The following is a 13,728-nucleotide window of genomic DNA, read 5'->3' as shown; positions in this document are numbered from 1 at the left end:
CGTTATCGCGCTGGGGGGGGTGGGGGGGGGGCCCCCCCCCGCCGCTATCCCCCGGGGTTACCCCGTGGACTGCGCCGCCCCGGGGGGGGGGCCCCCCCGGGCCGGGGCGGCCCCCCCGCGCCGTGCTGTCGGCCCTCCGCTCAGCGCAGGACCACGCCCGGGTCCTGGGAGGCCTGCGGGACCTTGACCGTGGAGCGGTCGTCGCGCAGGGCCTGGACGGTGAACATCGGCACGTCCTTGGTGGGGAGCGCGAGCATCCGCGCGGCGACGACCGGGCCGCCGGAGACGGTCTCCACGGTGAGCGCGAAGCTGCCGTTCAGTCCGGTGGGCTCGGGCGCCGGGAGGGCGACGGTGCCGCCGGCCGGGAGCTGGACCTCCTTGGTGGCGGGGGTGCCGCCGCCGGTGCCGGCCGAGGCGGTGACCCGCACGGTGGCGGCCTCGCCGGTGGAGGTCAGGAAGAGCGTGGACGGCCCGCCGCCCCGGTTGTCGGCCACGGTGGCCCGGGCGCCGACCGGCGCGGTGCCGGCCAGCCAGGCGGCGTCGGACTTGCCGTTCGCCCCGGCGCGGTCGACCCGCAGTCCGGCCACCACGGGGGTGGGGTGCTTGTCGTCGCTGGGCGACACCCGCAGCCCGGCGACCTCGTCCCGGGTCACCTTGCCGAGGTCGACCGAGGCGACCATGCCGGCCTTGACGTGGATGGACTCGTTCCCGGCCGGGACGAACCAGCCGTTCTTGCCGGAGAGCTCGATCTTCAGGTCGGCGTCGTCCTCCGGCGGGGCCAGGACCACCAGGTGGGCGGCGGAGGTGTCGGCGGGCAGGCCGGGGATCACCTGGACGGGCGCGGGGTCGGCGGAGGCGGGCACCCAGTCGGCGCCCTTGCTGCCGTCGGCGGCGTGCAGGGCGGCGCCGATCCGGCCGGAGCGGGCGACCACGTGCACGGCGAGGTCGGCGACCTGGCCCTTGCTGATGGTGGGCAGCAGGACCGACTGGGAGCTGCCGGGGGCGACGGTGATGCCGTTGGCGGCGTCGTTCTCGATCAGGCCCTTGTCGCCGTAGAGCTTGATGTCGACCACGGCGGCGGTGGACTCGGCGTTGACCAGGCTGACGTAGTCGGTGCGGCCCTCGGCGGTGGAGGCGCCCGCGAACCAGAAGCCGGTGCCGGACGGCGTGCAGGTGATCCCGGACAGGCCGAGGCCGCGCTGCTCGGTGACGGTGGTGGTCTGGGTGACGGTGAAGCCGGGGGCGAGCGCGCCGGTGGCGACGGCCCCGGTGCCGGGGGCGAGGTCGCTGTTGGCGGCGGGGGCGGACACCGGGGTGCCGGGCTTGGCCAGGGTCAACCGGGCGTCGGCGGGTGCGGCGTTCTTGTCGGCGGCGGCCGCCGCCGCGGGCGCGGCCGGGGTGGGCGCGCCGGTGGCGGCCGGGGTCGCCGGTGCCGGGGCCGGGGCCGCCGCGCTCGGGGCTGCGGCCGGCGGGGCCGCCGGGGCGGCCGCGTCGGAGATCCAGCCCGTGCCACCGCTGCCGTCACCGGTGCCCGGCGGGGTGTAGGCGGTGAGCGTGGTGGTGCCGGTGAGGCCCTGGAGCGGCTGCGGGCAGACCACGGCGGTCCGCTCGACCTGCGCCGAGGTGGCGGTGGCCCGGTCGGTGGCCGCCGGGGCGGCGGGCTTGCGGAGCTCGGCGATGCCGAACACCGCCGCCAGCACCACGGCGGCGGCCAGCAGCGACCGGGTGGTGCGGGCGGCACCGGAGCCCCGGGGGGCCGCCGGGGCAGCGCCGGCCGGGGCAGCGCCGGCCGGGGCGCCGTCGAAGGTGCCGGTCCCCCCGGCCCCGCGGGCGGTGTCCGGCGTGCCGGACTTCATCCTGAAGGCGGGCTTCTTCATCGCGGGTCAGCTCCCCGATCCGTGGTGGTGCGGGTACCGGCCCGGGTTGTTCGGGTCGTTCGGGTCGTGCGGGTGGTTCGGGTCCGGCTGTTCGTAGTAGGGCTCGGCCTGCTGCTGCCCCGGCACCCAGGGCTGCTGCTCGGGCTGCTGGTACGGGTCGTAGCCGTACTGCTGCTGCTCGCCCTGGTAGGGCTGGTAGCCCTGCTGCTGGTAGCCGTCCTGACCGCCGTACCCCTGGCCGCCGTAGGGCGTGCCGACCGGCTGCTGCGCGTACGGGTCGTAGCTGTACGGGTCGGCCTGCTGGTAGGTCTGGTAGGGGTCGGCGTACGGCTCGGCCTCCTGCGCGGCGGCGGCCGCCAGGACCGCTCCGGCCGACGGCTCGGCGACCGGACGGTCCGCGGCCGGGCCGGGCCGGCCCTCGTACACCCCGGTGTCCGGGTCGACGGGCTCCGGGCCCTCGTTCTCGGCGCCCTCGCCCCGCTCGGCCATCCGGCGGGCCCGGCGGCTGCCGGGGAGCGGCGCCTGCGCCTGGGCGGCGGCGGCCAGCTCGGCGGCGGCGACCACGTCCTCGGGCAGGTCGTCGTCCTTGTGGCTGCGGCGGCCCGGCAGGGCCAGCACCAGCACGGTCAGGCCGAGCAGCAGCTGGGCCCAGATCCAGCCGGTGTGCAGCAGGCTGCCCTCACGGGTGAGGACCAGCTTGCCGCCCGCGGCGGGGAGCTTGAAGCCCTGCGCCCAGCCGTCGACGGTGACCCGCTCCAGGGCGGTGCCGTCCAGGGTCGCCGTCCACTCGGGGGCGGCGGACTCGGCGAGCCGCAGCACCCGGCCCTCGGGACCGGCCGGCAGGGTGGTGCCGATGTCGCGCGGGCCGGACGGGACCACCACCGGGACGGTGCCCGGTGCGGTGATCAGGGCCCGGGTCGCGGGGGTGCCGTCGACCTGCCAGAGTGCGGCGGCGCCGTCCTGGTTGGCCTTGACCAGGCCGGGCGTGGTGTCCAGGACGTCCTTGAAGGCAGCGATCAGCGGCTGGTCGACCAGCACGTAGGCGATGCCGTAGCGGGAGAGCGCGCCCGCCTGGTCGGCGCCGGACCCGGCCAGCAGGCTGCCGACGGTCCGGTCCAGGCCGGCCGTGGTGCCGGTCTCCGGGTCGACGGTGGACTCGGCCTGGCCGAGCGTCAGTCCGGAGCCGCGGGCCACGGTGTACGCGACCGATCCGCCCTTGGGGTCACCGGTGAGGACCAGGGTCCGGGAGCGGTCGGTGGTGCCGGCCTGTTCGGCGATGAACGCGGGCACCTGGGCGCCGCGGCCCCGGTGCAGCGGGCCGTCGGCGCCGGTGACGGCCCACCAGAGGCCGGTGCCCAGCGGGGCGAGCAGGGCGGCGGCCACCACCAGCGCGGCGACCGGCTGGCGCCAGCCGAAGGCGATGCCGGCGACCCGGGCGTTGGCGCCGTCGGCGCCGATCGCGGCGGCGGCCAGCAGGGCGACACCGGCCAGCAGGGTGGCCGGGCCGGACCAGGCGGGCACGGCCGGACCGCCGGAGGCGGGGGTCACCGAGGTGCCGGCCACCACGACCGCGAAGACCAGTCCGGCGCCGGCGGCGCCCCAGGCCGCCAGCACCGCGCGGCGGCGGTCGGCGCGCAGCAGGGCGGCCAGCGCGGCCAGCACCACACCGGCGGAGAGCCAGACCGGCGGCACCCCGGCACCGCCGGGGTTGACCATCAGCAGCCCGGCCGAGGTCGGACCCGAGCCGTGCAGTCCGGGCAGGCCGGCCTCCAGCAGCAGCCGCTGCGGGTCCGAGAGCACCTGCAGCGACCAGGGGGCGAGCACCCCGACCGGCACCGCGAGGATCACCAGGACGCGCAGGCCGAGCAGTCGCAGCGCGGTGCCGCCGGAGCCGAGGGCCCCGCCGCGGACCACCGCGGTGACCAGCATGGCCAGGCAGAGCGGCACGGCCAGCGCCCAGACCAGCGGGACGAAGGCGGTGGCCAGGGTGAGCAGCAGGACCGCCATCCAGACGGGGCGCCAGCCGGGGCGGGCGCCCTTGGCGGCGCTCTCGGCACGGATGCCGAGGCCGGCGGCGATCGCGGCGGCGCGGGCCAGCGGCGGCAGCAGCACGGCCAGCACGGCGGTGCCGATCCGGCCCTGGGCGAGCGCACCGGTGGCGGCGGGCAGCAGCGCGTAGGTGGCGCTGGCCCAGGCGCGGACCAGCTTGGAGTCGATCAGCGGCCGGGAGACCAGGTAGGCGCTCACGGCGGAGAGCGGGACGGCGAGCACGACCAGCAGGGTGACCGCGAGGTCGGCGTGGTCGAACAGCATCCAGGAGAGGATCGACAGCACCGCGAGGTAGGGCGGCGCGGCGGCGGTGGAGCCGGTGCCGACGGGGTGCCAGGCGTCGGCGTACATCGACCAGAGCCCGGCCGCGCCGTCGGTGGCGGGCAGCAGGGCGCCGCCGAACAGGGCGCCGCCGCCGAACAGGTCGCGACAGGCGACCAGGGCGAACACCAGCAGCGCGGCGAACAGCACCGGCGCCGGGCGCCGGGCGAGCTTCTTGATCAGCGCGAACTGCTCGACGACCAGGTCCTCGGAGTCCTCGTCCCCCGGTCCGGCCTCGACCGAGCCGTGCCGGCCGCCGGCGTCGTCACCGCCCCCGATGCCGAGCGAGCCGACGACGCCCTCCACGGCGAGCCGGGCGGTGGCGCCGGGTGCGGGGAAGAGCGTGCGGTCGTCCAGCGCGTCCGCGGAGCGGGTGCGGCCGCGGCGTTTGCGGGCCGCCAGCAGCCGGGGCAGCCGGACGAGTTCGTGGCCGAGGCCGGCCAGCTCGTCGAAGGCCTGCTTGGGGTCCTTGCCGAGCAGGTTGGTGACCACCCGCAGCAGGGTGCCGAGCACCAGCCGGAGCAGGACGTAGGGGAAGAGCGCGCCCTTGGAGTTGGCGAGCAGGGTGTAGACGGCGCCGGCCTTGTCCACCCGGTGCGGGTGGGCGGGGCCGCAGTCGATGGCGCGGCGCTCGCGGCTGGCGGCCTCGGCGTGCCGGAGCACGGCGTCCGGGGCGACCACGACGCGGTGGCCGGCGGCGTTGACCCGCCAGCAGAAGTCGGTGTCGTCGCGCATCAGCGGCAGTGCCCGGTCGAAGCCGCCGAGCTCCTCGAAGACGTCGCGGCGCACCAGCATGCCGGCGGAGGAGACGGCGAGCACCGGGCGGACCTGGTCGTGCTGGCCCTGGTCCTGCTCGCGCCGGTCGAGACCGGTCCAGCGGCGGCCGGAGCGGGCGATGGTGACGCCGACCTCCAGCAGCTGCCGGCGGTCGTACCAGCTGCGCAGCTTGGGGCCGACGACGGCGGCGCTGGGGGTGGAGTCGGCGACCTGGAGCAGTCGGCGCAGCGCGTCGGTCTGCGGCTCGCAGTCGTCGTGCAGCAGCCAGAGCCATTCGACCGGCGTGGTCTCCCGGGGGCCGCCCCGGCCGAGGTCGTCCTCCTCGCCGAGCGGGTCGCCGAAGTCGTCCCAGCCACCGGTGACCGGGTCGTAGCCGGAGGGGTCGAGCCGGTAGGGCAGGTCCTCGGCGCGCAGCGGCGGGCTGTTGAAGACCGCCTCGGCGACGGCGGTGCCGAACCCGGCCCGGCGGCCGAGCACGGTCGGGCCGCTGTCGGGGAGCCAGTCGGCGAGGGTCTCGGCGAGCAGGCGCTGGGAGTCGTCGGTGGATCCGGTGTCGACCGCGAGGACGCGCTGGACCTGGCGGTCCTGGCCGAGCAGACCGGCGAGGGCCTGCGGCAGCCAGCGGGCGCCGTCGTGGGAGACGATCACGGCGGTGACCAGATGGCGCGGGTAGGCGGGCGGCCTGCTGGCGGAGGAGCCGCTCTGGTGGCTGTAGACGGTCATCGAGTGCGCGGGCCCCAGTTCTCGGTGGACACAGCCGGTGAACGGCAACCGGATGGCGCACCACACTAACGGCTCCGGGTGTCGGCTCCGTCCACGGTGTCCGCCCGGGAACGCGAAAGCGCCTCACCACAGGGGGTGGGGCGCTCCGTCGCGGGCTGGTCGCGCGGGCCGGCCGGTCGGGCTGCCGGGGCCGGCGGATCCGGGGAAGCCTGGGGATCCGGAGGTTCCGGGGGATGCGGCCACCCCGGTCAGACGGCGCTCTTCTTGAGCCGACGGCGCTCGCGCTCGGAGAGGCCGCCCCAGATGCCGAAGCGCTCGTCGTTGGCCAGGGCGTACTCCAGGCACTCGGAGCGGACCTCGCACGCGAGGCAGACCTTCTTGGCCTCGCGAGTGGAGCCGCCCTTCTCCGGGAAGAAGGACTCGGGGTCGGTCTGGGCGCAGAGTGCGCGCTCCTGCCAGCCGAGTTCTTCCTCCTCCTCGATGCCGTCACCGATCAACAGCTCAAAGAGCTCGCTCATGTGGCGCGCCTCCTCTGCCCCTATTGGCGTCCCCGTGGTTGCCGTTGCCTCGTGCGGCCGACGACACGAGTGAAATTACAGTTGCGTCACTCTGGCCCAGTCAAGCCGAGCTCTGGTATTGGGGCCGGGATTCACTCCCTGGCACCAAGCCGTTACAAATAGTGTACATAACCGGACACATCGGACTTCTAGCCCGATTGCGCGCGAAGGTCGACGAACCATTCGCGACCGGGGGCCGGGTGACACGCGGTCACCGCCACAGGCCGGTCATCGCCCTGCCTTCCCGGCGATCTTCCCATCGAAACATAGAGGGTGATTTATCACTCCATCGGGTAGTTCATGGCCGATCTCACCCGAATGTCCGCTCTCTCCGAGTTGACACCGCCCCTGCGGATGCGTTGTCCTTTTCCCTATGTCAGAGTTCATCGGCCCCCGGAGCGGTTCCGCGCTCCGCCCTGCCGTGAACTCCTGTTGTCGCCTCTGTTCCTGCCGCTGTATCTAGGCGCCCGCCGTCCCGCCGCGCGCCGCCCAGGAAGCACAGAGGCCGCCCGCGATTCCCGCCCCAGGACATCCCGGACCCGGCTGACTCCCCTGACGAACCAGCCCTCCGAGGACGACTCCCGTGCGAATGATCCGCATCCGCAAGCGGAACCGCGACCGCAGCAAGCTCGCTCTCCACGGCCTCCGCGCCGCCTCGACCACCCGGCCCGCCGCACCCGCTCCCGCCGCCCGGCCCGGCGGCCACCCCGGCAGCCACCCGTGGGCCGACGGCCTCAGCGACGTCTCCATCGCCGGCGACCCGCTGGCCTTCCCGCACCTCGCCCGCACCGACCTGCCCGCCCACCCCACCACCGTCGCCGAGTACGCCCGGCTGGTCCGCGAGATCGCCGCCGACCGGGACCGCTGGGAGCCGCTCGTCCGCTACGACGCCCTCACCCGCTGGTACGCCCGGCTGGAGACCGGCCCCGGCTACGAGGTCTGGCTGCTCAGCTGGCTGCCCGGCCAGAGCAGCGGCTTCCACGACCACGGCACCTCCTCCGGCGTGATGACCGTGGTCCGCGGCGAGCTCGTCGAGCGCTCCCTCACTCTCCCCCAGCCTTCGGCCGGGGGGACCCCCAGCGGCTCCGGATCGCGCGATCTGCGCCCCGGCGGGCAGAGGGTGTTCTCCCCCGGGTACCTGCACGAGGTGGTCAACGCCTCGCTGGAGCCCGCCGTCTCGATCCACCTCTACACCCCCGGCCTGACCGAGATGAACCAGTACGGGGCCACCGCCGTCCCCGAGCAGCACCCGCAGACGTCCGCCGAGGCCCACTGAGGCTCCGGGCGCGGTTGTCGAGGGTCGGGCTGACGACCCGTCGGCGCGTGGCAGGATGGGCGCATGCGCATCGTGGCACTGGCAGGCGGGATCGGCGGAGCGCGTTTCCTGCGCGGACTCCGGGAGGCCATCGGGCCCGAGGACGAGATCACCGTCATCGGCAACACCGGTGACGACATCCACCTCTTCGGACTGAAGGTCTGCCCCGACCTCGACACCGTCATGTACACCCTCGGCGGGGGCATCCACGAGGAGCAGGGCTGGGGCCGGACCGACGAGACCTGGTCCATCAAGGCCGAGATGAAGGAGTACGGCGTCGGCCCCGAGTGGTTCGGGCTCGGCGACCGGGACTTCGCCACCCACCTCGTGCGCAGCCAGATGCTCACCGCCGGCTACACTCTCAGCCAGGTCACCGAGGCGCTCTGCGTGCGCTGGCAGCCCGGGGTGCGGCTGCTGCCGATGAGCGACGACCGGGTCGAGACCCACGTCCGGATCACCGACGAGCAGGGCACCCGGGCGATCCACTTCCAGGAGTACTGGGTCAAGCTGCACGCCGCCGTCGACGCCGAGGCGATCGTGCCGGTCGGCGCCGACACCGCCAAGCCGGCGCCCGGCGTGCTGGAGGCCCTCGCCGAGGCCGACGTCATCCTCTTCCCGCCGTCCAACCCGGTGGTCTCGATCGGCACGATCCTCGCCGTGCCGGGGATCCGGGAGGCCGTCGCCGCCGCCTCCGCCCCGGTCGTCGGGCTCTCCCCGATCATCGGCGGCGCGCCCGTGCGGGGCATGGCCGACAAGGTGCTCGCCGCCGTCGGCGTCGAGGCCACCGCCGAGGCCGTCGCGCTGAACTACGGCTCCGACCTGCTGGACGGCTGGCTGGTGGACACCGTCGACGAGGCCGTCGTCGCCGCCGTCGAGGCGGGCGGGATCGCCTGCCGCGCGGTGCCGCTGCTGATGACCGAGTTCGCCGCCACCGCCGCGATGGCCCGGGCCGCGCTGGCGCTCGCCGAGCAGGTGCGCCGGTGAGCCTGCGGATCCTCCCGGTCCCCGGACTGCCCGAGATTGACGCCGACAGCGACCTCGCCGGGCTGATCGCCAAGGCCGCCGACTACGAGGACGGCGACATCCTGCTGGTCACCTCCAAGGTGGTCAGCAAGGCCGAGGGGCGGCTGCTGCACGCCGCCGACCGGGAGGCCGCGATCGACGCCGAGACCGTCCGGCTGGTCGCCCGGCGCGGCCCGATCCGGATCGTCGAGAACCGCAACGGCCTGGTCATGGCCGCCGCCGGGGTGGACGCCTCGAACACCGCGTCCGGCACCGTCCTGCTGCTGCCCGAGGACCCGGACGCCTCCGCCCGCGCACTGCGCGCCCGGCTCCAGCAGCTCACCGGGCTCCGGCTCGCCGTCCTCCTCACCGACACCTTCGGCCGGCCCTGGCGCAACGGCCTCACCGACGTCGCCATCGGCGCCGCCGGCCTGGCCGTCCTGGACGACCACCGGGGGCGTTCCGACTCGCACGGCAACGAGCTGTTCCAGACCGTCACCGCCACCGCCGACGAGCTGGCCGGCGCCGCCGACCTGGTGAAGGGCAAGGCCACCGGCACCCCGGTCGCCGTGGTCCGCGGCCTCGGCCACCTGGTCACCGCCGAGGACGGCGAGGGCGTGCGGCCGCTGCTCAGGCCCGCGGCCGACGACATGTTCAGGCTCGGCACCTCCGAGGCGATCCGGCAGGCCGTCACCCAGCGGCGCACCGTCCGCGCTTTCACCGCCGAACCGGTCGACCCGGGCGCCGTCCGGCGCGCGGTCGCCGCCGCGGCCACCGCGCCCGCGCCGCACCACACCACCCCGTGGCGGTTCGTGCTGCTGGAGACCCCCGAGGTGCGGACCCGGCTGCTGGACGCGATGCTCGCCGCCTGGCGGAGCGACCTCGCCGGGCTCGACGGCTGGGACGAGGAGAAGATCGCCCGCCGTACCGCCCGCGGCGACGTCCTGCGCGCCGCCCCCTACCTGGTCGTCCCGTGCCTGGTGATGGACGGCTCGCACGACTACCCGGACGAGCGCCGGGCCGCGGCCGAGCGCGAGATGTTCACCGTCGCCGTCGGCGCCGCCGTGCAGAACCTGCTGGTCACCCTGGCCGGCGAGGGCTACGGCTCGGCCTGGGTCTCCTCGACGATGTTCTGCCGCGACACCGTGCGCGAGGTGCTCGGCCTCCCGGAGCACTGGGACCCGATGGGCGCCGTCGCCGTCGGCCGCCCCGCCGAAGCCCCGCGCAGTCGTCCGGAGCGCACGGCGGACGCCTTCATCGAGGTGCGGTAGGGGTCGGGGCGGAAGCACTCCCGGCCGCGTCCGGGGGCGCGTCGAACAGGTCGGCCAACAGCTCCGCCGTGCCGACGGTCGGGTCGTCGCGGTGGAGTTCCGCCTCCCTGGCGGCCAGTTCGTCCGCCGCGTCGATTGCGGCCAGCCTGCCGCCCGTGTCGCACGGTGGAAGCCGATGAACGCACAGTTCACCCGAACGGGCGGTTTCAGCGGCGGCGGTGGTCGTTGGGGGTGAGGCGGGGGCCGAAGCGGGGGGCGTGGGTGCCGGTGGACAGCAGGATCCGGCACAGCCGGTGGCGGTGCGGACGGTAGGGCTCCAGCAGGGCCAGCATCTCGGCGTCGTCGCTGCGGACCCGGCCGGCCAGGGCCCAGCCGACCGTGTTGGGCAGGTGGAAGTCCCCGACCGACACCGCGTCCGCGTCCCCGTTGCTGCGCTGCAGGGTCTCCGCGGCCGTCCAGACACCGACGCCCGGGACGGCGGTCAGGCGGGCGAAGGACTCCTCGTGCCCCATCGCGGAGGCCTCCTCCAGCCGGGGGGCCAGCCGGACGGCGCGCTGCACCGTCGCGGAGCGCTTCGGGTCGACGCCCGCGCGGTGCCACTCCCAGCTCGGCACCAGGGTCCAGTCCCGGGCCGAGGGCGCCGCCCACAGGCCCTCGACCGGGCCGGGGGCCGGGGTGCCGAAGGCCCGCAGCAGGGTGTACCAGGCCCGGTAGGCCTCGCCCGTGGTGACCTTCTGCTCCAGGATCGCCGGCACCAGGGACTCCAGGACCAGACCGGTCCTGGTCAGCCGCACCCCCTCCGCGCCGCGCTGCGCCTCGCGCAGCGGGCCGGCCGGCAGGACCAGGCCCGCCGGGTCGTCCCCGGCGCCGAGCAGGCCGGGCAGCCCGTCCAGCAGCCACTGCGCGCCGGGCCCCCAGGCGGTCGCCTCGACCACGCCCTCGGACGGGCGGGCCAGCACCCGCAGGGTGCCGACGCCGCCCGGGGTGCGGGAGGCCCGCCAGAGGGCGCCGTCGCCGGTCCTCCGGTAGGACGGGTCGGCCGGGCCGCGGCGCAGCGGCAGCAGGGTGCGGGCCACGTCCAGCGGGAAGCCGGGCCGCCAGCGGCGAACGGTTCCGGCATCGGGCCCGGCGGCTCCGGGCGCGTACCCGCCCGTCGACGTCCCGCTCACCGCCGTGCACCTCCTGCGCCGTCCGCCGACCATGGGGATATGAACGATACGCGGGTGCCGGAGCTGTCCGCCGGTGACGAGAGCGCCGTGCGGTCCCTCTACCACCGGGTGCTGGAGGGGTGGAACCTGCGGGACGGCGCGGCCTTCGCCGGGCCGTTCGCGGTGGACGGCGAGCTGATCGGCTTCGACGGGACCCGGCACGTCGGCCGGTCGGTGATGGCCGCCGGACTCGGACTGGTCTTCACCGGCCGCCCGACGCCCGAGTACGTCGCCAAGGTCCGACGGGTGCGGGCGCTGGGGTCCCGGGTGGCTCAGCTGGACGCGGTGGCCGGCCTGGTGCCGGACGACGCGGAGGACCTCGATCCCGCGCTGAACGCGGTGCACACGGTGATCGCGGCGGACACGGGCGCCGGCTGGCGGATCGCGCTGATGCAGGCCACCCCGGCCCGGTACGACGAGCGGCCGGACCTCGCGCGGGCGCTGACGGCCGAGCTGCGGGCGCTGATCGGGCGGGGGCCGGGCCCGGCGTAGGACGGGCCCGGCCGGGGGCTCAGCGGCCCTGGAGCGCCGCCGCCGCGGTGCGCAGGTCGGGGAGCCTCGGGTACAGGGCGTCGCCCGGGCACTCGGTGTTGAAGGCGTCGCGGTGCCCGGAGATCGTCCGGAGGTCCACTCCGGTGCCCGCCGGGTAGAGGCTGCCGTCGGAGCCGGACACCATCCGGGTGCTCCCGGCCGCGTCCTGGTCGGTGAGGCCGAGCTTCCAGGCCGCGATCCGGGCCAGCCCGGTCAGCAGGGGCTCCGGGGGGACGTCCGTGACGAAGGTGCCGATCGCCGCGACACCGGCCGAGTCGGTGTTGAAGCCCAGCGTGTGCGCGCCGTGCACCGGCAGGTCGGTGCCGCCGGCCCGTCCCTCGTAGACGGTGCCGCAGCGGTCGACCAGGAAGTTGTAGCCGATGTCCCGCCACCCGTTGCTCTGTACGTGGTACTGGTAGACCGCCCGGATCAGCCGGGGCGCGTCGGAGCACGCGTACTCGGTGGCGGTCGCGGTGTGGTGGACGAAGACCGTCCGGACCGGTCCGGTGTACACGAAGTCGGGCTCGCGGATCGACTCGTCCGCGCCCCAGCCGGCCCGGGTGACGATCTCCGGGCGCGGGGCCTGGTGGTGGCCGCTCCGGCGGTCGCCGGCCGCCGGTCCGGCGGCCGCGCTCCGCGGGCCCGCGGAGCGGACGCCCTCCCCCGGGTCGACCAGTTCCACCCGCAGTCCGGGCGGCGGTCCGGCCGGACCGGGCGTCACCTCGACGGCGACACCGTCGCTCGGGCCGGTCCACAGCGGGGCGGTGGCGCCGCGCCGGGTACCGCCCGCTGCTGCGGCGGTGCCGAACGCGGCGTCGGCCCCGGCGTCCGGACCGTCCTCGCCGTCGGTCTCCAGCTCGTGCCAGCCGCTCCAGCCGCCGGTGACCGCGTCCCGGGTGCGGACCCTGACGCTGCCCCCGGCGAGCGCGCGCGCCGGACCGTCCCAGCCGACGCCGAGCAGCTCGAACCGCCCCGCGGTGCGCCCGGCCGGGAGCCGCCCCCCGGTCAGCGGGAGCGAGGTGACGGAGCCGCCGCCCGCCGCACCCGGCGTCCCCGTCCGGGCCGCCGGTGCCCCACCCCCGGCCCGGGCCCCGGCGGGGATCGACGGGAGCGTCAGGGCGGCCGCGAGGACGGCGAGCAGGACGACGGGCGGGCGGCCGCGGAGGGCACGGAGAGAGATGCGCATATCCCGGATGTTCACGGGATTCTCGCCGGGGCGCCACGCCACCCGGCGACCCTTCCGCCACCCCTCCCGGACGTCCACCCGAAGGCCGTAGGCTGGGGCGCACCATGACTTCGCCTTTCGCTGCCGATGCCCGCACCCCCGTCGAGCTGCTGCACGCTTACCTGCGAGGTGGCACTCCCTCGGTCGACCCCGCGGCCCCACTGGTCACCTTCTACGACGACGCCACCGGCGAACGCGTGGAACTGTCCGCGAGGACCTTCGACAACTGGGTGGCCAAGACCGCAAACCTGCTCCAGGACGAACTCAACGCCGGTCCGGGCGACCGCGCCGCGCTGCTCCTCCCGGCCCACTGGCAGAGCGCCGTCTGGCTGCTCGCCTGCTGGTCGGTGGGGGTCGCGGCGGTCCCGGCCGGCGACCCGGCCGCCGCCGACCTGGTGGTCAGCGGCCCGGACGGTCTGGAGGCCGCCCAGGCCTGCGAGGGCGAGCGGGTGGCACTCGCCCTGCGTCCGCTCGGCGGACGGTTCCCCCAGCGCCCGGACGGCTTCCTGGACTACGCGGCCGAGGTGCCCGGGCAGGGCGACCGGTTCGCCCCCTACTCCCCCGTCACCCCGGACGCCCCCGCGCTGGAGACCGTGGTGGACGGCCTGCCGCTGAAGCTGACCGGGGACCAGACCGTCCAGCTGGCCCGGGAGGGCGCCGCCCGGCTCGGTCTCGGACCGGGCGACCGGGTGCTCTCCACCCTCTCCTTCGACGACTGGTCCGGGCTGGAGGCCGGGCTGCTGGCGCCGCTGGCGGCCGGCGCGTCGGTGGTGCTCTGCCGCAACGCGGACGGCCTGGACGCCGGGCAGTGGGAGAAGCGGGTCGAATCCGAACGGGTGACACTGCGCCTCGGGTAACCCCCGGCCCCGGCC

10 protein-coding genes are annotated in these 13,728 nt (G+C 75.9%); 5 read left to right on the top strand and 5 right to left on the bottom strand.

Annotation, left to right across the window (positions count from 1 at the left end; genetic code table 11):
• Positions 1-140 precede the first annotated feature (140 nt).
• The 3 genes from ACIPYS_RS38280 to ACIPYS_RS38270 all read right to left on the bottom strand — a co-directional run bounded on the left by ACIPYS_RS38280 (position 141) and on the right by ACIPYS_RS38270 (position 6,265).
• Complete coding sequence (locus ACIPYS_RS38280; protein WP_107452591.1) at positions 141-1,877, bottom strand: DUF5719 family protein; 1,737 nt, start codon at positions 1,875-1,877, stop codon at positions 141-143.
• A gap of 6 nt (positions 1,878-1,883) precedes the next feature.
• A complete protein-coding gene (locus tag ACIPYS_RS38275) occupies positions 1,884-5,747 on the bottom strand; it encodes a glycosyltransferase (protein ID WP_400755043.1) in 3,864 nt (1,287 codons plus the stop codon).
• A gap of 248 nt (positions 5,748-5,995) precedes the next feature.
• The gene (locus ACIPYS_RS38270; RefSeq protein ID WP_030310813.1) at positions 5,996-6,265 is read right to left on the bottom strand and encodes a WhiB family transcriptional regulator; all 270 of its coding nucleotides are present in this window, start codon (positions 6,263-6,265) and stop codon (positions 5,996-5,998) included.
• Positions 6,266-7,052: 787 nt separating this feature from the next.
• On the opposite strand from ACIPYS_RS38270, the gene ACIPYS_RS38265 reads away from it, so the two are divergent.
• The 3 genes from ACIPYS_RS38265 to ACIPYS_RS38255 all read left to right on the top strand — a co-directional run bounded on the left by ACIPYS_RS38265 (position 7,053) and on the right by ACIPYS_RS38255 (position 9,892).
• A complete protein-coding gene (locus ACIPYS_RS38265; protein WP_231978834.1) occupies positions 7,053-7,580 on the top strand; it encodes a cysteine dioxygenase family protein in 528 nt (175 codons plus the stop codon).
• 63 nt (positions 7,581-7,643) lie between these two features.
• Positions 7,644-8,603 (top strand): 2-phospho-L-lactate transferase, encoded by a 960-nt coding sequence (cofD, locus tag ACIPYS_RS38260; protein ID WP_400755039.1) that lies wholly within the window; start codon positions 7,644-7,646, stop codon positions 8,601-8,603.
• Entirely contained in the window at positions 8,600-9,892 is a 1,293-nt protein-coding gene (locus ACIPYS_RS38255) for a coenzyme F420-0:L-glutamate ligase (protein WP_400755036.1), read from the top strand. The genes cofD and ACIPYS_RS38255 overlap by 4 nt, the downstream gene beginning before the upstream one ends.
• A 206-nt stretch (positions 9,893-10,098) precedes the next feature.
• On the opposite strand, the gene ACIPYS_RS38250 is transcribed toward ACIPYS_RS38255, so the two are convergent.
• Positions 10,099-11,094 carry a DNA-3-methyladenine glycosylase family protein gene (locus ACIPYS_RS38250; protein ID WP_400755033.1) on the bottom strand — a complete coding sequence of 332 codons (996 nt, stop codon included), beginning with the start codon at positions 11,092-11,094 and terminating at the stop codon, positions 10,099-10,101.
• Between the two features lie 6 nt (positions 11,095-11,100).
• Between ACIPYS_RS38250 and ACIPYS_RS38245 the strand changes: the two genes are divergently transcribed.
• On the top strand, positions 11,101-11,592 hold the full coding sequence (locus ACIPYS_RS38245; protein WP_093861869.1) for an SgcJ/EcaC family oxidoreductase: 492 nt from the start codon (positions 11,101-11,103) through the stop codon (positions 11,590-11,592).
• Positions 11,593-11,611: 19 nt separating this feature from the next.
• On the opposite strand, the gene ACIPYS_RS38240 is transcribed toward ACIPYS_RS38245, so the two are convergent.
• Positions 11,612-12,817: a peptidoglycan recognition protein gene (locus tag ACIPYS_RS38240; protein WP_400755029.1), complete on the bottom strand. Its 1,206-nt coding sequence runs from the start codon at positions 12,815-12,817 to the stop codon at positions 11,612-11,614.
• 104 nt (positions 12,818-12,921) lie between these two features.
• Here ACIPYS_RS38240 and ACIPYS_RS38235 point away from each other — a divergent pair, with 104 nt between their 5' ends.
• Positions 12,922-13,713, top strand: coding sequence for a TIGR03089 family protein (locus ACIPYS_RS38235; protein WP_093861867.1), 792 nt, complete (start codon positions 12,922-12,924; stop codon positions 13,711-13,713).
• The last annotated feature ends 15 nt before the right edge of the window (positions 13,714-13,728 follow it).

It is taken from the genome of Kitasatospora sp. NPDC089913 (assembly GCF_044748625.1).
Lineage (GTDB): Bacteria > Actinomycetota > Actinomycetes > Streptomycetales > Streptomycetaceae > Kitasatospora.
The sequence above is the reverse complement of the archived record's forward strand: the minus strand, read 5'-3'. Positions and strand labels throughout refer to the sequence as shown.